The 20,208-nt window shown below is 71.0% G+C and carries 17 protein-coding genes; 7 read left to right on the forward strand and 10 right to left on the reverse strand.

Annotation, left to right across the window (positions count from 1 at the left end):
- Positions 1–318 precede the first annotated feature (318 nt).
- Positions 319–1,944 (forward strand): beta-N-acetylhexosaminidase, encoded by a 1,626-nt coding sequence (locus ACWCP0_RS18810; RefSeq protein WP_451079908.1) that lies wholly within the window; start codon positions 319–321, stop codon positions 1,942–1,944.
- Between the two features lie 127 nt (positions 1,945–2,071).
- On the opposite strand, the gene ACWCP0_RS18815 is transcribed toward ACWCP0_RS18810, so the two are convergent.
- From ACWCP0_RS18815 to ACWCP0_RS18840, 6 genes are all read right to left on the reverse strand, one after another.
- On the reverse strand, positions 2,072–3,940 hold the full coding sequence (locus tag ACWCP0_RS18815) for an IucA/IucC family protein (protein WP_451079909.1): 1,869 nt from the start codon (positions 3,938–3,940) through the stop codon (positions 2,072–2,074).
- Positions 3,937–4,518 carry a GNAT family N-acetyltransferase gene (locus tag ACWCP0_RS18820; protein ID WP_451079910.1) on the reverse strand — a complete coding sequence of 194 codons (582 nt, stop codon included), beginning with the start codon at positions 4,516–4,518 and terminating at the stop codon, positions 3,937–3,939. The genes ACWCP0_RS18815 and ACWCP0_RS18820 overlap by 4 nt, the downstream gene beginning before the upstream one ends.
- Positions 4,515–5,783: a lysine N(6)-hydroxylase/L-ornithine N(5)-oxygenase family protein gene (locus tag ACWCP0_RS18825; RefSeq protein ID WP_451079911.1), complete on the reverse strand. Its 1,269-nt coding sequence runs from the start codon at positions 5,781–5,783 to the stop codon at positions 4,515–4,517. The genes ACWCP0_RS18820 and ACWCP0_RS18825 overlap by 4 nt, the downstream gene beginning before the upstream one ends.
- Positions 5,767–7,218 carry a pyridoxal phosphate-dependent decarboxylase family protein gene (locus tag ACWCP0_RS18830; RefSeq protein ID WP_451079912.1) on the reverse strand — a complete coding sequence of 484 codons (1,452 nt, stop codon included), beginning with the start codon at positions 7,216–7,218 and terminating at the stop codon, positions 5,767–5,769. Before ACWCP0_RS18830 ends, ACWCP0_RS18825 begins: the two co-directional genes overlap by 17 nt.
- 253 nt (positions 7,219–7,471) lie before the next feature.
- Positions 7,472–8,320 (reverse strand): siderophore-interacting protein, encoded by an 849-nt coding sequence (locus ACWCP0_RS18835; RefSeq protein WP_451079913.1) that lies wholly within the window; start codon positions 8,318–8,320, stop codon positions 7,472–7,474.
- Between the two features lie 2 nt (positions 8,321–8,322).
- On the reverse strand, positions 8,323–9,360 hold the full coding sequence (locus ACWCP0_RS18840; protein ID WP_451079914.1) for an ABC transporter substrate-binding protein: 1,038 nt from the start codon (positions 9,358–9,360) through the stop codon (positions 8,323–8,325).
- A 153-nt stretch (positions 9,361–9,513) separates the two neighbouring features.
- Between ACWCP0_RS18840 and ACWCP0_RS18845 the strand changes: the two genes are divergently transcribed.
- Together ACWCP0_RS18845 and ACWCP0_RS18850 are read left to right on the forward strand one after the other, a co-directional pair.
- Positions 9,514–9,849 carry a hypothetical protein gene (locus ACWCP0_RS18845; protein WP_451079915.1) on the forward strand — a complete coding sequence of 112 codons (336 nt, stop codon included), beginning with the start codon at positions 9,514–9,516 and terminating at the stop codon, positions 9,847–9,849.
- Positions 9,850–9,870: 21 nt separating this feature from the next.
- Positions 9,871–10,587: a helix-turn-helix domain-containing protein gene (locus ACWCP0_RS18850; protein ID WP_451079916.1), complete on the forward strand. Its 717-nt coding sequence runs from the start codon at positions 9,871–9,873 to the stop codon at positions 10,585–10,587.
- Positions 10,588–10,614: 27 nt separating this feature from the next.
- Here ACWCP0_RS18850 and ACWCP0_RS18855 read toward each other — a convergent pair whose 3' ends face one another.
- From ACWCP0_RS18855 to ACWCP0_RS18870, 4 genes are read right to left on the reverse strand one after another with little or no spacing between them, the layout of a single operon-like run.
- Positions 10,615–11,781 (reverse strand): acyl-CoA dehydrogenase family protein, encoded by a 1,167-nt coding sequence (locus ACWCP0_RS18855; protein WP_451079917.1) that lies wholly within the window; start codon positions 11,779–11,781, stop codon positions 10,615–10,617.
- Between the two features lie 2 nt (positions 11,782–11,783).
- Positions 11,784–12,737, reverse strand: coding sequence for a hydroxymethylglutaryl-CoA lyase (locus ACWCP0_RS18860; protein ID WP_451079918.1), 954 nt, complete (start codon positions 12,735–12,737; stop codon positions 11,784–11,786).
- Positions 12,734–14,761, reverse strand: coding sequence for an acetyl/propionyl/methylcrotonyl-CoA carboxylase subunit alpha (locus ACWCP0_RS18865; RefSeq protein ID WP_451079919.1), 2,028 nt, complete (start codon positions 14,759–14,761; stop codon positions 12,734–12,736). The genes ACWCP0_RS18860 and ACWCP0_RS18865 overlap by 4 nt, the downstream gene beginning before the upstream one ends.
- Before the next feature lie 30 nt (positions 14,762–14,791).
- Positions 14,792–16,408, reverse strand: a complete 1,617-nt coding sequence (locus ACWCP0_RS18870) for a carboxyl transferase domain-containing protein (RefSeq protein ID WP_451079920.1) — start codon at positions 16,406–16,408, stop codon at positions 14,792–14,794.
- Positions 16,409–16,494: 86 nt separating this feature from the next.
- On the opposite strand from ACWCP0_RS18870, the gene ACWCP0_RS18875 reads away from it, so the two are divergent.
- The 4 genes from ACWCP0_RS18875 (at position 16,495) to ACWCP0_RS18890 (ending at position 20,189) form a co-directional block, all read left to right on the forward strand.
- The gene (locus ACWCP0_RS18875; RefSeq protein WP_451079921.1) at positions 16,495–17,094 is read left to right on the forward strand and encodes an SACE_7040 family transcriptional regulator; all 600 of its coding nucleotides are present in this window, start codon (positions 16,495–16,497) and stop codon (positions 17,092–17,094) included.
- A gap of 71 nt (positions 17,095–17,165) precedes the next feature.
- Positions 17,166–17,954 carry a phosphatase gene (locus ACWCP0_RS18880; protein ID WP_451079922.1) on the forward strand — a complete coding sequence of 263 codons (789 nt, stop codon included), beginning with the start codon at positions 17,166–17,168 and terminating at the stop codon, positions 17,952–17,954.
- Between the two features lie 466 nt (positions 17,955–18,420).
- Complete coding sequence (locus tag ACWCP0_RS18885) at positions 18,421–19,116, forward strand: response regulator (RefSeq protein WP_451079923.1); 696 nt, start codon at positions 18,421–18,423, stop codon at positions 19,114–19,116.
- Entirely contained in the window at positions 19,113–20,189 is a 1,077-nt protein-coding gene (locus ACWCP0_RS18890; protein WP_451079924.1) for a sensor histidine kinase, read from the forward strand. The genes ACWCP0_RS18885 and ACWCP0_RS18890 overlap by 4 nt, the downstream gene beginning before the upstream one ends.
- Positions 20,190–20,208: the final 19 nt, after the last annotated feature.

The following is a 20,208-nucleotide window of genomic DNA, read 5'->3' on the forward strand; positions in this document are numbered from 1 at the left end:
GGTGGTGATTGCCGGGGGTCTGGGGGTTGTCCCCAGGGAGGCGGGGTCGCCATGGCGGTGATTGTCGCACCGGGGGTGGCGGAGGTTTCGGTTCCGTGGGTGGTGGTGATTGCCGGGGGTCTGGGGGTTGTCCCCAGGGAGGCGGGGTCGCCATGGCGGTGATTGTCGCACCGGGGGTGGCGGAGGTTTCGGTTCCGGTGGCGCGCCAAGGACCGGAAGTGGTCTACACCTTGACCGCTCATGGGGTGCGCGGTACGGATGGTGACCGTTCGGTTGCTCGGCACCACAGTTGTGACGCCCTCGGAAGGGACCCAGCCTGTGAGACAGCACAGAACATTTCCCCGGCTCCTCGGCTCGCTGCTTCTCGTCGCGGCGGCCGGCATCTCCAGCGTCGGAGCCGTACCGGGCGGCGCCGGTGCGGCTCCCGAGACCGCGCCCGCCGCCGTCAGACCGCTCGGCGAGGTCGTCCCCGCCCCCGCGTCCGTCAGGCCCTCCGGAGCTCCGTACGCCCTCACCTCCGCGACCCGCATCAGAGTCGACGACGACTCGCGCGAGGCGCGGCGCATCGGCGCGTATCTGGCCGCCGTGCTGCGGCCCTCCACCGGGTACGCGCTGCCCGTCACCGACGACGACCACGGACGCGGCGGAATCAGGCTGGCGCTCGGGTCGCGCGACAAGAGCCTCGGTGACGAGGGCTACCGCCTGGAGTCGGGCATCGGCGGGGTCACCATCACCGCCCGCACGCCGGCGGGCCTCTTCCACGGCGTCCAGACGCTCCGTCAGCTGCTGCCCGCCACCGTCGAGAAGGACACCCGGCAGGCAGGCCCCTGGCGGGTTCCCGGCGGCACCATCACCGACTCCCCGCGCTTCGGCCACCGCGGCGCGATGCTCGACGTCTCCCGGCACTTCTTCACCGTCGATCAGGTCAAGCTCTACATCGACCAGCTCGCCCTCTACAAGATCAACAAGCTGCATCTGCATCTCTCCGACGACCAGGGCTGGCGGATCGCCATCGACTCCTGGCCGCGGCTCGCGACCTACGGCGGCTCCACCCAGGTCGGCGGCGGCCCCGGCGGCCACTACACCAAGGCCCAGTACAAGGAGATCCTGGCCTACGCCGCGTCCCGCCATCTCGAGGTGATCCCGGAGATCGACATGCCGGGCCACACCAACGCCGCTCTCGCCTCCTACGCCGAGCTGAACTGCGACGGGATCGCCCCGCCGCTCTACACCGGCACCGGCGTCGGCTTCAGCTCGCTCTGTGTGTCGAAGGCCGTCACGTACGACTTCGTCGACGACGTCGTACGCGAGCTCGCCGCGCTCACCCCCGGCAGGTACCTGCACATCGGCGGCGACGAGGCCCACTCCACCAGCCACGCCGACTACGTGGCGTTCATGGACAAGGCACAGGCCGTCGTCGCCAAGTACGGCAAGACGGTGGTCGGCTGGCACCAGCTGACCGGGGCGACGACGGCAAAGGGCGCGGTCGCCCAGTACTGGGGCCTGGACGGCACGGGCGCGGCCGAGAAGGAACAGGTCGCGGCCGCCGCGCGGAACGGCACCCGGCTGATCCTGTCGCCCGCCGACCGGATCTACCTCGACATGAAGTACACCAAGGACACCCCGCTGGGCCTGGCCTGGGCCGGGTACGTCGAGGTGCAGCGTGCGTACGACTGGGACCCGGGGGCCTATCTGCCCGGCGCGCCCCCGTCGGCGATCGCCGGGGTCGAGGCGCCGCTCTGGTCGGAGACCGTCTCGACCAGCGACCACATCGAGTACATGGCCTTCCCGAGGCTCCCCGGCGTCGCGGAGCTCGGCTGGTCCCCGGCGTCGACGCACGACTGGGACGCGTACAAGGTGCGGCTCGCGGCGCAGGGGCCTCGCTTCGCGGCGCTGGGCATCGACTACTACCGCTCCCCGCAGGTGCCGTGGCCGGCTGAGTGAGGGGCGCCCTGGCGGAGGTGGAGGGCCTCCACCTCACATCGCCGGCGGCACCCCGACGCAGGCGTCGGCGCCCGGGGGACCGTAACCCCGGGCGCCGACCTGTCTTCGGTGCGCGGGACGCGCTGTTTCAGCGCGCGAAGCGCGCTATCGGGTTCTTCAGGCTGCCCACCAGCTGGAGCGCGCCCGAAGGGTCGGCGAGGTCGACCATCTGCTTGTTGTTGCGCAGCTGCAGCCGGTTGAGGCAGGACAGCTCGAACTCGTCCGCGAACATGTCGTACTGGGCGAACTTGTCCGCCAGATGCGGCGCCGACTCCTGATAGGCCGTCACGCACTCCGCGACCGCCCGCCAGAACGTCTCCTCGTCGACGACACCCTCCGTCGCCAGCGTGGCGCCGAGGAAGCGGAAGAAGCAGTCGAAGACATCGGTGAAGATCGACAGCAGCTTCATGTGCTCGGGGACCTCGGCGCGGACCCGCTCCACCGCCGGCGGAAGGACCGCGTCCGGGTCCATCACGCAGATCTCCTCGGCGATGTCCTTGAAGATCGCCCGCCGCACGGTCCCGTCGTCGCCGATGACGAGGACGACGTTCTCGCCGTGCGGCATGTAGACGAGGTCGTACGCGTAGAAGGAGTGCAGCACCGGCAGCAGATACGCGTCGAGGTAGCGCCGCAGCCACACCTCGGGCGCCAGACCCGACTCCGCGATCAGCGCGCCCGCGAACGACTTCCCGGCGCGGTCGACATGGAGCAGCGAGGCCATCGTCGCGAGCCGCTCACCGTGCTCCAGCGTGGACACCGGGCTCTCGCGCCAGAGCGCGGCGAGCATTTTGCGATACGGGGAGAATCGGTCCGTGGCGGCCTCGTACTCGAGGTGCCGGTAGCCGACCGCCGCCCGCTCGCGGATGATCGAGAACCGGGCCGCCTTCAGCACGTCGTCGCTCGCGATCAGCGCGGCCAGCCAGTCGTTGATGGCGGGCGTCGCCTCCATGTACGCGGCGGACAGGCCCCGCATGAAGCCCATGTTGATGACGGACATCGCCGTCTTGACGTAGTGCTTGGCCGGGTCGCTCGTGTTGAAGAAGGTACGGATCGACTGCTGGGCCAGATATTCGTCGTCGCCCTCGCCGAGCGGCACCAGGCGCTGCTGGGCGATCTCGGCGGCGAAGGTGACGGACAGCTTGTTCCACCACTGCCAGGGGTGGACCGGCATCAGCAGATACGCGTCCGGGTCCAGGCCGAGCCCGCGCAGCCGGGCGTCGAAGCGGTCGAGCGTCTCCTGGCCCAGCTCGGCGCGCACCAGGTTCTCGTAGCCGAGGTCCGCGCAGGAGGTGAAGGTCGCGCGGGAGCGGTGCGCGGCGACCCACAGCAGCCGGACCGGGGCCGCGGCCTCGGGGGCGTACCGGTGGTACTCGTGCACACCGAAGCCCAGCCGTCCGTTGTTGGCGACGAAGCAGGGGTGGCCCTCGGTCATCCCGGTCTCGATCGCCTGGAAGGAGGCGCGGGCCAGATCGGCCGCGGACACCTCGGGCTTGGTGAGCTTGTAGGCCGTGCCGGACAGGGTGGAGGAGATCTCCTCCAGATAGACCGGCAGGATCTCGTCGGACAGGCCCAGCGCGCCGCGCAGTTCGGTGCAGAACTCCAGGGCGTCCAGGGGGAGCTCGCCGCCGTCCCGGTGGCGGGTGAGGGACTCGGCGACGACCTGCCAGTGGTCGAGGGCGAGCCGGACGGCCGTGAAGCGGTACTCGGTCCTGCCGTCGTCGCTGAGCACCGCGTAGCGGTCTCCCCCAGAGCCTCCGGCCTGGGTGGGGGTCCCCTGGGGGCGCCCCCAGGCGTGAGCTCCGGGGGAAGAGCCAGGGGGAGAGCCCCCACCGAGCGCCTTCGGGGTGATCAGCCGCTCGTGCGAGAACTCGGCGATGCCTTTGCGGATCAGCTGACGGTTGGCCTCGGCCCACAGCTCGGGCGTGAGATGGGAGACGCTGTCGATCGCGGTGGTCACCGGGCCTCCTCCCGTACGGCGGCCTCGAACTGCTCGCGCGTGCAGAAGCTCAGCAGGGCCTTCTTCTCGGGCTTCTGTATCTCCCGTTCGGGTACGAAGCCGACTGACTCGTTCAGCGCGTGGACGGCCTTGTTCGACACGTCCGGCTCGACGACGACGCGCCGGGTCGCCGGGTCCGCGAACAGCTCACGCATCACCGCGATGATCACGGCACGCGTGAAGCCGTGCACCGGGGTGTCCGTCGGAGCGACGAGGAAGTGCATGCCGACGTCGCCCGGCAGGGGCTCGTACAGGCCGACCAGCTCGACCTTCGACGGGTCGTACCGCTCCATCAGGAAGGCCGGCTCCCCGTCGTGCAGGCCGAGGAAGGCGTGATGGTGCTCGGCGGCCGCGATGGCCATGTACTCGCGCTCCACGTCGTGGAGTTTGGCGTCCTGCATCATCCAGAACGCGGCCTTGGGGTGGGTGACCCAGCCGTGCAGCAGCTCGGCGTCGCTCGGGGTCTCCCCACCGGAGGTAGGGGAAGGGTCGAGGGGCCGGAAGGTGAATGTCCCCAGGGCGGGGGCGATGGCGCTCATACGGCGAACTCCTGGAACGCGATGGTCTTCTCTACGGGGTAGTACTCGCTGCCGAGCAGCTCGCGGATGATGGACGCGTTGCGGTACGCGCCCATGCCCAGGTCGGGCGAAGTGATCGAGTGCGTGTGCACGCTCGCGTTCTGCAGGAAGATGCCGCGTCCTGTGGTGTCGACGGAGTAGTTGCGGGCGACGTCGAAGCGGCCGTGACCGTCCCAGCGGATGCGGTCGCGCACGGGCTCCAGGAACTCGGGGGTCGCGTACGTGTAGCCGGTGGCGAGGATCAGGCCCTCGGTGCTGATCTCGAAGTCCTTGCCCTGCTCCTCCTGGCGCAGGCCCAGCGTGTACGTCCCGGTCGCGGGCTCGTACGAGGCGGTGTGCAGAGCCGAGTTGGTGAGCAGCCGGGTCGGGACCGGGCCTTTCAGGTTCTTCTGGTAGAGCAGGTCGAAGATCTCGTTGATCAGTTCCCCGTCGATGCCCTTGAACAGGCCCTTCTGCTGCGTCTCCAGCCGGTAGCGGGTGGCCTCCGGCAGCGCGTGGAAGTAGTCGATGTACTCGGGGGACGTCATCTCCAGCGTCAGCTTGGTGTACTCGAGCGGGAAGAACCGCGGGGAGCGGGTCACCCAGTTGAGCTGGTAGCCGAGGACGTCGATCTCGGCGAGCAGGTCGTAGTAGATCTCCGCGGCGCTCTGGCCGCTGCCGACGAGGGTGATGGACCGCTTCTTCTGCAGCTCCTCCTTGGACTGGAGGTAGCGCGAGTTGTGGAGGAAGTCGCCGCCGAGGCCCTGGCAGGCGTCCGGGATGTACGGCGGGGTGCCGGTGCCCAGGACGAGCCGGCGCGCGCGGAAGGTCTCGCCGTCGGCGGTGTGGACGACGTACAGCTCGCTCCCGGTCTCGTACGCGACCTTCGTCACCGTCGTGCTGAAGCGGATGCTGCTCAGTTCGGCGGCGGCCCAGCGGCAGTAGTCGTTGTACTCGGTCCGCAGCGGATAGAAGTTCTCGCGGATGTAGAAGGAGTAGAGCCGGCCCTTCTCCTTGAGGTAGTTGAGGAAGGAGTACGGGGAGGTCGGGTCGGCGAGGGTGACCAGGTCCGACATGAACGGCGTCTGGAGGTGGGCGCCTTCGAGGAACATCCCCGAGTGCCATTCGAAGTCCGGCTTGGACTCCAGGAACAATCCGTTCAGCTCGTCTATGGGCTCGGTCAGGCAGGCGAGGCCGAGGTTGAACGGACCGAGACCGATCCCGATGAAATCAAGAGGCGTGGACAAGGGTCTCTCCCAGGTACTGCTCGGCGTGGCCGGCTATCAGATCGAGGACGGCGGCGATGTCGTGCACGGTCGTCTCGGGGTTCAGCAGGGTGAATTTCAGGTACTGGCGGCCGTCGACCTTGGTCCCGGCGACGACGGCCTCGCCGGTGGCGAACAGGGCCTTGCGGGCGTAGAGGTTGGCGCGGTCGATCTCGGCCGGGGCGGTGACGCGCGCAGGGTTGTAGCGGAAGACCAGCGTGGACAGCCGGGGTTCGACGACGACGTCGTAGCGCGGGTCGCCGGCGAGCAGCTGCCAGCCCTCCGCCGCCAGGTCGCAGACCTCGTCGAAGAGCCGGCCGACACCGTCGGCACCCATGACGCGCAGCGTCATCCACAGCTTGAGGGCGTCGAAGCGGCGGGTGGTCTGGAGGGACTTGTCGACCTGGTTGGGGATCTTCTCCTCGACCGTGCGGCGCGGGTTGAGGTAGTCCGCGTGGTACGTGGCGTGGCGCAGGGTGGCCCCGTCCCGTACCAGTAGGGCGGAGGAACTCACCGGCTGGAAGAAGGACTTGTGGTAGTCGACGGTGACCGAGTCGGCGCGCTCGATGCCGTCCAGGAGGTGGCGGCGGGTGGGGGAGGCGAGCAGTCCGCAACCGTAGGCGGCGTCGACGTGCATCCAGGTGCCGTACAGCGTGCACAGGTCGGCGATCTCGGGGAGCGGATCGACGGATCCGAAGTCGGTGGTGCCGGCGGTGGCGACGACGGCCATCGGGACGAGTCCGTTCTGCTTGCACTTCTCCAGCTCGGCGGCGAGGGCCACGGTCTGGAGGCGCCTGTCCCGGTCGACCGGGACGGAGACGACGGCGTCGCGGCCGAGGCCGAGGAGGGTCGCGGACTTCTGGACGCTGAAGTGGCTGCACTCGGAGGAGAAGATGCGCAGCTTCGACAGGGCGGTCATGTCGGCGGGCTTGGCCTCTTCGCGGGCCAGCAGCAGTGCCTGGAGGTTGGACTGCGTACCGCCGCTGGTGAACACGCCGTCGGCGGCGGGGCCGAGGCCGATGCGGCCCGCCGTCCAGTCGATGAGTCGGCGCTCGATCAGGGTGCCGCCGGTGCTCTGGTCCCAGGTGTCGAGCGAGGAGTTGACGGCGGACAGGATCGCCTCGCCGAGGAGGGCGGGGATGACGACCGGGCAGTTGAGGTGGCCGAGGTAGCGGGGGTGGTGGAAGTAGACCGCGTCGCGCAGATAGACCTGCTCCAGCTCGTCGAGCGCGGCGGTGGTGTCGCCGAGCGGCTGGTCCAGGTCGACGGCGGCGATCGCCGGGGCGAGCTCGTCGGGGGTGACTCCGGTGAACGGCCGCCGGGTCGTGGCGAGTTTGTTCGCCACCCGCTCGACTCCTTCGGTCACGGAGCGCCGGTAACGCTCCGCCGTTGTGTCGTTGAGCAGGTGCGAGCGCATGGTGGGGGTCCTCCCGGTGCGGGGACGTGGTCGCCCCCGGGGACAGGAATGGAGGCAGAGGGGCGACTCGAACTTAGGTAAGCCTAACCTAAGTTCGAGGTCCTTGCCGACCCCTTCAGGTCCTTTCCGTCCCAGAAGCGCAGCGACTCGGGTCACACTCGGCGCGCGGCCGCGCGTCGGCCGCACGGGCCGGTACGACTGTGCAGCTCCGTCGGGCAGAGCCACGGAGCTGCGCAGTCAGGGGATACGCGGATCAGGCTTCGTCGTCCGGGACTTCGCGCAGGGCGTCCTCGCTGAGGCCCTTGCGCCAGTAGCCGACGAACGTGACGCGGCGGCGGTCGAGTTGGCGCTCGTTCACCAGATGGCGGCGCAGCGCCTTGACCGAACCGGACTCGCCCGCGATCCAGGCGTACGGGTCCGAGCCGGCGAACCCGGCGGCGCGCACGGCCTCGACGGCGGACGGCGCTCCTTCCGCCCGCACCAGCCAGGTGACGGTGGCGTCGGCGGCGGTCGTGAGATCCAACCGGTCGGCGGCACAAGGGACTTCGAGCCAGACTTGGGCGCGGATTCCTGAGGGCAGCCACTCCAGGACGGCCGCGGCGGCGGGCAGCGCCGTCTCGTCGGCCCAGATCAGCACCGAGTCGGCGTCGTCGGGGAGCCGGAAGCGTACGGCGGTGTTGTCGGCGACCGCGGGGCCGAGCACGGTCACACGGTCACCGGCGGCAGCTCTCTGCGCCCAGCGGCAGGCAGGCCCGCCGTCCTCGTGGACGGCGAAGTCGATGTCGATCTCGCCGTGTTCACCGGCGTCGGGGCGCTGCTCCCGCACGGTGTACGAGCGCATCACGGCCCGTACGCCGTCCGGCAGCGCACGCCAGGCGCCGAGCGCGGCGTACATGTCCCCGTCCTCGGGAACCGGCACGACGGGCGCGTCCTGGCCGGGGTGCGGCAGGAAGAGCGAGAGGGACTGGTCACGGCCACCGGAGGCGAAGTCCGCGAGGGCTTCCCCTCCGAAGGTGACACGGATCAACGACGGGCCGAGCCGCCTCGTCCGTACGACCTGAAGAGGGAAGAAACGGAACGGGGCGGCTACGGCTGTCGACATCGTCAGGCGACCTTCTTCGCGTTCTCGATGGCCTTCGCGAGATCCTCGAGGATCGGCGTGCACTTCTCGTACGAGTAGATCGGCTCGGTGACACGCGGGATGACCTGGCCGGCCTTGACGGCGGGCAGCTGGGCCCAGGTCGGCTTGGCCTTCAGGGCGTCGGGCTGAATCGCCGAGGCGCGGTTGTCCATCATGATGATGTCGGCCTTGTACTTGTCGACGTTCTCCCAGCTGAGGCCCTCGAACCAGCCGCCGGCGTCGAGCTTGGTGGGCGTCACGAAGTTGACGCCGAGCTCCTTGAAGTAGAGCGTGTCGGTCGGCCGTCCCGGGGTGGACACGTAGAAGAGGTCGGCGCTCGCGGAGCCGATGAGCACCGTGATCTCGGGCTTGGCCTTCGCGGCGGCGCGCAGCCGGGCCGCCGCCTTCTCGAAGGCGGCCTTGGCGTCCGTGACCTTCTTGGCCGTGACGTCGGCGCCCAGCGACTTCGCCAGGTCGACGTGGCGCTGGAGCACCTTGGGCATCGAGTAGTCGGAGGCCCACAGGGCGACGGACGGGGCCAGCTTGAGGATCTTGTCCTTGGACTGGTCCGGCACGTACCAGAGGGCGTCCTTCTCCCACATGTCGGTGATCAGGACGTCCGGGGCGAGCGCCGCGTACTCCTCGACGTTGAACTCGCCCCAGACATTGCCGAGAACCTTGACCTTGTTGATGTCGAGGTCGCCCGCCTGGACGTCGGGGACCTTCGTGCCCTTCGCCTTGTCCTCGACGTACGTCGGGCCGAAGACGCCCTTGACCTCGATGCCGAAGTCGTGGAGGGCGGCGGCCGCGCCGCTGAAGGCGACGATGTTCTTCGGGGTCGCCTTGGTCTTGGCCGTCTGGCCGCGGTCGTCCTTGAACTCCCAGGGGCCGGACTTCGCGTCGGCGGCCGAGTCGCTCTTCTTCTCGCCACCGCAGGCGGTGAGCGCGGCGCCGAGCCCGAGGGCGCCTCCGGCGGCCAGCAGGCCGCGTCGGGTGAGATGGGTGGCTCGGGCGTGGGGCATGGCGGAGTCGCTTTCGTACGTGCCGGGTTTCGGCCACTGGGCAAGTTCGAAGGTAGGTTAGCCTAACCTCACGTGATGTCCAGAGGGGGGCATGGAACCGCTGCCGGGCCGCCCGCGTGAGACAGGACGGAACGGGGGACACGGGGGACGACCATGGGACTGCGGATCCACTTCACGTACGAGGACCTGACCCGGGTGGTACTGGCGGACGCGCCGGACCCCCTCTGGGAAGCGTTGCTCAGCCTGCATCTGCTGCAGAACCGCGACGGGCCGCTGGTCTTCGGGAGTTGGCGGCGTGCGGCCGCGGGGCGTCCGGTCGAGCCGGCGCTGCTCCGACTGCGGACGCTGGCCCCGCCGGTGGGCTACTCGGCTGACTTTCTCACCCCTGCCGAGGGGGCCCTTGGCCTTGAGGCGGGGATCGACGCTCTGCTGTCCACGCCACGGGCCCGGCTCCGCACCGACCTGACGGAACTTGCCCTCGCGCGCTGATTACCGGGCTGGGTGCGGCCGTTGGCGGATGGCGACCCCCAGGCGCTGCGCGGGACGGCCGGGTTGGTGCGGCGGCATCACGAGCTCCACGTGGCCCCGTACTGGACCCACATCCGGGCGCAGTTCGAGGAAGAGCGGTCCACCGCCGTCAGGGTCCTGCTGCAGAGCGGGTTCGCGGCCATGGCACAGGGCCTGCACCCCTCGATCCGGTGGATGCCGCCGGTCCTGGAGGTCGGCGGCCCCCACCTCGACGGCGATCTGCACCTGAACGGACGCGGCCTGCGGATCGTCCCCTCGTTCTTCTGCTGGCCCGGGCCGATCGTGCTCAGGGACCGGACGCTGCCACCCGTGCTCGTCCATCCCCTCACCCACGATCCGCGCTGGCCGGCACCCTCCGCGTACGGAGGCGAGGACCGCGGGCGGGGCAGCGGTGGCGGCTCGCCCCATCGCGCGCTCGCCGCGCTGCTCGGCCGGGCGAGGGCCGCGGTGCTGGAAGCCGTCGCCGACGGGCTGAGCACCACCGAGCTGTCCCGGAGGGCCGGCATCAGCCCCGCCACCGTGAGCCACCACACGGCCGTGCTGCGGGAGGCGGGGCTGATCGCCTCCCGACGGCTGGGGGGCGCGGTCCTGCACACCCTCACCCCGATGGGCGCGGAACTCCTCGGCGGCCCTCCGATCAGCAGGATCGGACCGCTGTCGAAGGGCGTGGTGCACGCGGATTCCCGCGAGCGGGGATGAGGGCGCGGTGCACGCCGGCGGGGCGCGTCAGCCCGCGATCCCCAGCTCCCGCGCGATCAGCATGCGCTGGACCTCGCTCGTGCCCTCGCCGATCTCCAGGATCTTGGAGTCCCGCCACATCCTGGCGACCGGGTACTCGTTCATGAAGCCGTACCCGCCGTGGATCTGGGTGGCCTCACGGGCGTTGTCGACGGCGACCGTCGAGGAGTAGAGCTTCGCGAGCGCGGCTTCCTTCTTGAACGGCTCGCCGAGCACCAGTCGTGAGGCCGCGTCACGCCAGCCGATACGGGCCATGTGGGCGCGCATCTCCATGTCCGCGATCTTGAACTGGATGGCCTGGTTGTCGCCGATCGGGCGGCCGAAGGCGTGCCGCTCCTTGGCGTACTTCACGGACTCGTCCACACAGCCCTGGGCGAGGCCCGTCGCGAGCGCCGCGATGGCGATCCGGCCTTCGTCGAGGATGCGCAGGAACTGGGCGTACCCGCGGCCCTCCTCGCCCAACAGGTTCGCCGGCGGGACCCGGACGTCGGAGAACGACAGCTCACGCGTGTCCGACGCGTTCCACCCCACCTTGGAGTAGGGCGCGGCGACGGTGAAGCCGGGGGTGCCGGAGGGGACGATGATCGAGGAGATCTCCGGGCGGCCGTCGGCCTTGCGGCCGGTGACCGCGGTGACCGTGACCAGGCCCGTGATGTCCGTGCCGGAGTTGGTGATGAAGCACTTGGAACCGTTGATCACCCACTCTCCGGTCGCCTCGTCGCGCACGGCGGTGGTCTTCGTGCCGCCCGCGTCCGAACCGGCCTCGGGCTCGGTCAGCCCGAAGGCGCCGAGGATCTCACCGGAGCACAACCGGGGCAGCCACTCGCGCTTCTGCTCCTCCGTGCCGAATCGGTAGACCGGCATGGCGCCGAGAGAGACGCCCGCCTCCAGCGTGATCGCGACGGACGAGTCGACGCGGGCCAGCTCCTCCAGGGCGATGCCGAGGGCGAGGTAGTCGCCGCCCATGCCGCCGTACTCCTCGGGGAAGGGCAGGCCGAACAGGCCCATGCGGCCCATCTCGCGGACGATCTCGTAAGGGAACTCGTGCCGCTCGTAGAAGTCGCCGATCTTCGGGGCGACGACGTCGTGGGCGAACTCCTCGACGGTGCGGCGCAGTTCCTCGTGCTCGGGAGCGAGGCGGTGGTCGAGCGACATGACTAGGACTCCTTGTGGGAGGCCGTGCCCGCGAGGGCACGAACGGTGCGGGAAGGGCTGGGACGGCCCAGCCGCTCGGCCATCCACACGCTGGTGGCGGTGAGCCGGCCGAGATCGACCCCGGTTTCGATGCCGAGGCCGTTGAGCATCCACACGAGGTCTTCGGTGGCGAGGTTCCCGGTGGCGCTCTTCGCGTACGGGCAGCCGCCGAGGCCGCCCGCGGACGCGTCCACGGTCGTGACGCCGTGCTCCAGCGCCGCAAAGGTGTTGGCCAGTGCCTGGCCGTACGTGTCGTGGAAGTGCACCCCGATGGCGCTGGTGGGCACGCCCTCCTCGTTGAGCTGGGCGAGCAGGGTGAGGACATGGCCGGGCGTGGCGACCCCGATCGTGTCGCCGAGGCTCAGCTCGTCGCAGCCCAGGTCCATGAGCCGCTTGGCGACGCGGACGACCTGGTGGACGGGCACCCTGCCCTCCCAGGGGTCGCCGAAGCACATCGAGAGATACCCGCGGACGTGCACCTTGTCGGCCTTGGCGCGGGCGACGACCGGCTCGAACATCGTGAGCGACTCGTCGATCGTCCGGTTGAGGTTCCGGGCGGCGAAAGTCTCCGTCGCGGACCCGAAGACGGCGATCCGGCGTGCGCCGAGGGCGACGGCGCGGTCGAGCCCGCGTTCGTTCGGTACGAGGACGGGGAAGGTGACGCCCTCGATGCCGGCGAGCCGCGGGAACAGCTCCTCGGCATCGGCCAGTTGAGGCACCCACTTCGGGTGCACGAAACTGGTCGCCTCGATGGTCGTCAGGCCGGCGTCGGCCAGGCGGTGGATGAACTCCGCCTTCACGTCCGTCGGGACGGATGTCTTCTCGTTCTGCAGCCCGTCACGCGGGCCCACTTCATGGATCCGCACCCGCGGCGGAAGGTCCGCGACGGGCACCTCCATCGGCAGTCCGGCGGTCATTTCTCGCCCTCCTCGCGCGGGGCGACGACAGCGAGCACCTGGTCCATGGCGACCGTGGCCCCCGGTGTGACGTCCAGCTCGGTGACGGTGCCGGCGTGCGGGGCGGAGATGACGTGCTCCATCTTCATCGCCTCGACGACGAGCAGACTCTGGCCTGCGATGACCTCGTCGCCGACCGCCACCTTGACGACCGTGACGGTGCCGGGCATGGGCGCGGCGAGCGTGTCCGCGCCCTGCCGGGCGGCGCCGCTGAGACTCGCCGCGACGGGGTCGTGGTCCAGGACGTGCCAGGAGTCGCCGTCCCTGCCGAGCCAGGTCCCTCCGGGGGTGGCGGCGCAGGTGAAGGTGTGGGTGACGCCGTCGACCTCGACGGTGACGGTGCCGATCTTCTCCGAGCCGGCGGCGCGTGTGTCCGTCCTCGAGCCCCCCTGGAGCTGCGCCTGGGAGGTGCCTCCGGCAGGCATGTCGGGCACCCGGACCGTCAACGGGTCGTGGCCGGGCACGCGGAAGTGGCGGACCGTCGGGGCCGGTTCGCCGCCCAGGCGCCAGCCGGACGGGACCGAGAAAGGGTCGACCCAGCCGTCCGGGCCCGCGGACGGGGCCGGCCGGCGCAGCAGGGCCGCCGCCTCGTACACCTCGTCCGGCACGCCGTCCGGCACCAGCCCGTCCACCTCGCGCTCCACCAGGCCCGTGTCCAGTTCGCCGGACACGACTGCGGGGTGGGCCAGCAGCCGGCGGAGGAAGCCCGCGTTGGTCGGGACGCCGAGGGTGACCGTGTCCGCGAGGGCCGCCCGCAGCTTGCGCAGGGCGGTCGGGCGGTCGGGGCCGTACGCGATGACCTTCGACAGCATCGGGTCGTACAGGCTGGAGACCTCAGTGCCCTCGCTGAGGCCCGAGTCCGTGCGGATGCCGTCGCCCTGCGGCTCGCGGAGGGCGAGGACCGTGCCGCCCGAGGGAAGGAAGCCGCGGGAGCCCTCCTTGATGGACACAGTCTCCGCGCAGATACGGGCCTCGATCGCGTGGCCGGTGAGGCTGATGTCCTCCTGCGTGAAGGGGAGCCGCTCGCCGGCGGCCACCCGGAGCTGCCACTCCACCAGGTCGATGCCGGTGATCAGTTCGGTCACCGGGTGCTCGACCTGGAGGCGGGTGTTCATCTCCATGAAGTAGTACGAGGAAGGGTCCCCGCCCGGGACGATGAACTCCACTGTGCCCGCGCCCCGGTACCCGCAGGACCGTGCGGCCTGGACCGCCGCCTCGCCCATCGCCGCCCGGGTCTTCTCGTCGAGAAGGACCGAGGGCGCCTCCTCGATGATCTTCTGGTGCCGGCGCTGCAGCGAGCACTCGCGCTCGCCGAGGTGCACCACATTGCCGTGCCCGTCCGCGAGGACCTGGATCTCGATGTGCCGGGGGCGGTCGACCCAGCGCTCCACGAGCAGCGTGTCGTCACCGAACGACGCCCGCGCCTCGCGCCGCGCCGCCGCGATCTCCTCCAGCAGCGCCGACTCGACGCGCGTGAGGCGCATGCCCTTGCCGCCGCCGCCCGCCGAGGGCTTCAGCAGCACCGGCATGCCGATCTCGCGGGCCGCGTCGGCCAGCTGATCGTCGGTCAGCCCGGACCCGGAGGAGCCGGGCACCACCGGAACCCCGGCTGCCCGCACCGTCTCCTTGGCCTGGATCTTGTCTCCCATCAGGGAGATCGCCTCGGCGGGCGGCCCGATGAAGACCAGGCCGGCGTCCGCGCAGGCCCGTGCGAACCGTGCGTTCTCCGCGAGGAAGCCGTAGCCGGGGTGGATCGCCTGTGCGCCGCTGCGCCGGGCCGCGTCAAGGAGCCGCTCCACCGAGAGATAGCTCTCCGCCGCCGGCGGCGGGCCCAGCCGCACCGCCGTGTCCGCCTCCCTGACGTGCCGGGCGTCCGCGTCCGCGTCGCTGAAGACGGCGACCGAACGCACCCCCATGGCCCGGAGTGTGCGGATGACGCGCACCGCGATCTCGCCGCGGTTGGCGACCAGAACAGTGTCGAACATCGCCTGTCCTTTGAATGTCACAGCAGTCCCTCACATCCGGAAGACGCCGAAGCCGGGCTCGCCCAGCGGGGCGTTGGCACAGGCGGTCAGGGCCAGACCCAGCACCTGCCGGGTCTCCAGCGGGTCGATCACGCCGTCGTCCCACAGCCGGGCCGTCGCGTAGTACGCACTGCCCTGCTGTTCGTACTGGGCGCGGATCGGGGCCTTGAAGGCCTCTTCCTCCCCGGCGGGCCATTCCTCGCCGCGGCCCTCGATCTGGTCGCGCTTGACGGTGGCGAGCACCGAGGCGGCCTGCTCGCCGCCCATGACCGAGATCTTGGCGTTGGGCCACATCCACAGGAAGCGGGGCGAGTACGCCCGCCCGCACATCGAGTAGTTCCCCGCGCCGTACGAACCGCCGACGACGACCGTCAGCTTCGGCACCCGCGTGCACGCCACGGCCGTGACCATCTTCGCGCCGTGCTTGGCGATGCCGCCTGCCTCGTAGTCCTTGCCGACCATGAAGCCCGAGATGTTCTGCAGGAACAGCAGCGGGATGCCGCGCTGGTCGCACAGCTCGATGAAGTGCGCGCCCTTCTGGGCGGATTCGGAGAACAGGATGCCGTTGTTGGCGACGATCCCGACCGGGTGGCCGTGGATCCGGGCGAAGCCGGTGACCAGGGTCGTACCGAATTCGGCCTTGAACTCCGCGAACCGCGAGCCGTCCACCACCCGGGCGATGACCTCCCGCACGTCGTACGGGGTGCGGGAATCCACCGGCACCGCGCCGTACAGCCCGTACGGATCGACCTTCGGCTCCTCGGCGGGCTCCACCGACCAGGGGAGCGGGCCGCGCTCCGGCAGGGTCGCCACGATGTTCCGCACGATCCTCAGCGCGTGGGCGTCGTCCTCCGCCAGATGGTCCGTGACGCCGGAGATCCGGGAGTGGACCTCGCCGCCGCCGAGCTCCTCGGCCGTGACCACCTCGCCGGTCGCGGCCTTCACCAGTGGCGGGCCGCCCAGGAAGATCGTGCCCTGGTTCCGCACGATCACGGCCTCGTCGCTCATCGCCGGGACGTACGCCCCGCCGGCCGTGCAGGAGCCGAGCACCGCCGCGATCTGCGGGATGCGGGCGCCGGAGAGCCGCGCCTGGTTGTAGAAGATCCGGCCGAAGTGCTCACGGTCGGGGAAGACCTCGTCCTGCATCGGCAGGAAGGCGCCGCCCGAGTCGACGAGATAGACGCACGGAAGGCGGTTCTCCAGCGCCACCTCCTGGGCGCGGAGGTGCTTCTTCACCGTCATCGGGTAGTACGTGCCGCCCTTGACCGTGGCGTCATTGGCGACGATCACGACCTCGCGGCCGCTGACCCGGCCGATCCCGGCGATCACGCCGGCCGCCGGGGCCTGTCCCTCGTACATCCCCTCGGCCGCGAGCGGCGCGAGCTCCAGGAACGGCGAGCCCGGGTCCAGCAGCGTGTCCACCCGGTCGCGCGGCAGCAGCTTCCCTCGCGCGGTGTGCCGGGCGCGGGCCTTCTCGCCGCCGCCCAGCCGGGCCGCGGCCAGCTTCGCGCGGAGTGTGTCGGCCAGGGCGCGGTGTGCCGCTTCATTGGCCTGCCAAGCCTGGGAGGCGGGGTCTGCCGCGCTCGCCAGCACAGGTGCCTGCTGCATCCGGCAGGGCTCCCTTCGTGTTAATGAGCGTTAACCCATTTCCTTCAGGTTAACGAGCGCTAACTGCGTTGTCTAGAATCAATGGCATGAGCACCCGGACCGACACCTCCACCCGGCGCGAGCAGATCCTCAGGGAGGCCGCCCGCCTCTTCGCCGAGCGCGGCTTCCACGGCGTGGGCGTCGACGAGATAGGCGCGGCCGTCGGCATCAGCGGCCCAGGGCTGTACCGCCACTTCGCCGGCAAGGACGCGATGCTCGCCGAGCTGCTGGTCGGCATCTCCGGCCGGCTGCTGGACGGCGGTCGGCGCCGGGTCGCCGAGGCGGACGGCGACGGCGGGCCCGAGCAGGTGCTCGCCTCGCTGATCGACGGCCACATCGACTTCGCCCTCGACGACCGCCCCCTGATCACCCTGCACGACAGGGAGCTGGACCGCCTGCGGGACAGCGACCGCAAGCTCGTGCGACAGCTGCAGCGGCAGTACGTCGAGCTGTGGGTGGACGTCGTCCGCAAGCTGCACCCGGAGGTCCCCGAGGGTCAGGCCCGGGCGGCCGTCCACGCGGTCTTCGGGCTGCTCAACTCCACCCCGCACCTCGGGTCGTACGGAAACGGCCTGCCGAACCGTGCCTCGATGGAGGAGCTGCTGCGCAAGCTGGCGCACGGCGCGTTCGCCTCGCTGTCCGCATGATGCGGCCGCAGCGCGCGTCCAGCCACCGGGACGTCCGGCACGCTCCGCACACCTGACGGCACAATGGGCTCATGCCGATACCGAACCGCGCCGCCCTCGTCGACCACCTCGTCCGCACACGAATTGCCGGAGAGGTCGCCACACCCCGCGACAACAACCTCTCCCACTACCGCAAGCTCGCCAACGGAGACCGCCACTACTGGCTGGGGCTCGAGCTCGGCGACCGCTGGACGGACGAGCAGGACGTGCTGGCCGTGATGGCCGAGCGCTGCGGCGTCGTCGACGATCCGCAGCACCGGTTCGGGCAGGACACCATCGATCCCGAGCTGACCGTCGACGCCCTGGACCGGATGGCGGCGCGGCTGAAGGAGGCTGCGGCCGCCGGGGAATCGGTGCTTTTCGCGACCGGCCACCCGGGCGGGCTGCTGGATGTGCACCGGCAGACCGCGGACGCGCTGAGAGCCGCGGGCTGCGAGATCGTACGGATCCCGTCAGGGCTCACCGCGGACGAAGGCATGGTCTACCAGTTCGCCGACGTCGCGATGCTGGAGCGCGGCGCGACCCTGTGGCACACCCATTCACCGGAGCCGATGGCCGCGATCCTGGACGGCCTGGAGCGGGAGGGCCGGCCACTGCCGGACCTCGTGGTCGCCGACCACGGCTGGGCGGGCTGCGCTGGCCAGCGCGGCATCGACGCCATCGGCTATGCCGACTGCAACGACCCGGCGCTGTTCATCGGTGAGGCGGAGGGCACCCTTCGGGTGACGGTCCCGCTGGACGACCACGTCACCGACCCCCGCTTCTACGAGCCGATGACGGCGTACCTCCTGGACGCGGCGGGACTCAGCTCCTCCGAGTGACCCATGGGGGACGTCACTCGGAGGAGCTCAGCTCCGCCGAACAGGCGGGCCTGCTCCTGACGGCGGTCCGCACGCCGGCCGGACCGCCCACCCCTTCCTCCGCCGAGAACGGCGAGGGCAACGCCACCCGGCGACGGCCGACCGACCGCGGTGCCACCGGCAACGGCGGCGGTCCTGGTGATCTGCGCGGTTCCGACGGGCCACGCCGCCCGGGCGCAGGCGTCGCCTCGCCCGGGCGGCGGTCCTGGCCGCGTCGCAGGCCGACTCATCGGCGTGCGACGGTTCCTCCTCGGCCGGTGGCACCGCGCGCGAATCCCCTTCGCGGGCGGGCCAGGCGGCCCGTGCAGCGAGGGTCCCGGGAGTTTGGTCGGGCCCCGGGGATCCCGGTGGGCGCTTGTGGCGTCCTAGGATCTGCATCCAGGCTCGCAGCCCCAGGCACCACATCGCTCACACCACAGGACGACCTTTGCTCTACGACTTGAGGCCGCCGGTGCGTGTGCTCGTCGTCGACGACGAGGAGCTCGTACGCGCCGCACTGCAGCGCATCCTCGACGCCGCCGACGCGATCACCGTCGAAGGGACCTGTGACGGCCCCGATGCCGTCGAGGCGGTCGGGCGACACGCCCCCGACGTGGTGCTGCTGGACATCGACATGCCGTCCGTCGGCGGCCTGGAGGTGCTGCGCCGTCTGCGCGCACTTCCCCGGCCGCCCGTCGTGGCCATGCTCACCGCCCTCGACCGGGCCGACCACGTCGAGCGCGCGCTGCGGGGCGGCGCCTCCGGATTTCTGCTCAAGACCACCGAGCCGAGGCTCTTCGTGGACGCCGTGCGGCTGCTGGCCGCGGGTGGCGTCATCTGCACACCGCCAGGCAGCGCGGCGGTCTTCGCCCGTTACGCCGGCTCGGCGCCGATATTCGGCCCCGACGCGTCCGACGCGTCCGACGCGTCCGACGGGCCGGCCGGGCTCACCGACCGCGAGCGCGAGGTGCTTGCACTGATCGCGGCCGGTCTGCCCAACACCGACATCGCCGCCCACCTCGGCATGGGCGTGACCACGGTCAAGACCCACATCGGGGCGCTCAAGCGAAAGCTCGCCGTCACCAGCCGGGTGGCCCTCGCCAACGTGGTCCACCGATCCGCCGCCGGGCGAGGTTCAGGATGACCGCCCGCCTCTGGGCAGTCGAAGCGCTCGTCGTTGTCGTCGCCGTCGCCGAGGCACTTGCGACCCGGCACTGGCTGGAGGACTGGATGTTCGCCGGCGCGCTCGCCGTCGCGGTCGTCCTCGTCCTGCGCAGGCGCTTCCCCCGGACGGTTCTCGCTCTCGCGCTGCCCACCCTCGCCACCGGCGTGCTGTGGCTGCCCGCGATGTGCGCGCTGCACGCACTCGCCGCATCCGGACGCCGTCGCGGCGAGGTGATCGCCGGGTCGGCGGCCGTCGCGGTCGTCGCGTTCGTCCCGTGGCGGGACCTCGACGGGTACGCCTGGACGCTCCCCGACACCACCCTCGGCGTACTGCTGGCCGGGCTGCTCGCGGTCGCCCCCGCCGCGCTGGGCCTGCTCGGCCGCGCCCGCCGCGAACTCGCCGCCCGCCTCGCCGAACTGGCCCTGTCCCGGGAACGCGAGCGCCGGTACGCCGCCGAGCAGGCGGCGCTGCGGGAAAGGGAGCGCCTGGCCCGGGACGTCCACGACACCGCAGCCCATCACCTGAGCCTGATCAGCCTTCGCTGCACCGCACTCGCCGCGGCGGCGGACTCCCCCGACTACCGCCAGGAGGCCGAGGCGCTGGGCGAGCTGAGCAGACGTGCGGCGGCCGACCTGCGCCAGGCGATCCGCCACGAGACCCCCGGCCTGGCGCAGCTCCCCGAACTTGTCGTGGCCGCGGGCGACGGTGTGCGCGCGGACCTCGCCCGAGCGGACCTCGCGGGCTGCTCGCCGGAGGTCCAGCACACTGCGTACCGCATCGTCCAGGAGGCACTGACGAACGTGCGCCGACACGCGCCGGGCGCCCGGGCCGATGTCGCGGTGCGCTACACACCTGACTCAGTGCACATCTCCGTCCGCAACGGGCCACCGTCCGTGCCCGGTCCGCGCCCCGACCTCGCGGGCGGCCAGGGCCTGCCGGGCCTGAGGGCCCGCACGGCGGCTCTCGGCGGCACCCTCACCACGGCCCCGGCGGCGGACGGCGGCTTCGCCGTCGAGGCGGTGCTGCCGTTGTCGACGCCGGCCTCGTGGTGATCACTGCACAGCCGTCGGG

It is taken from the genome of Streptomyces sp. NPDC001970, from assembly GCF_053594115.1.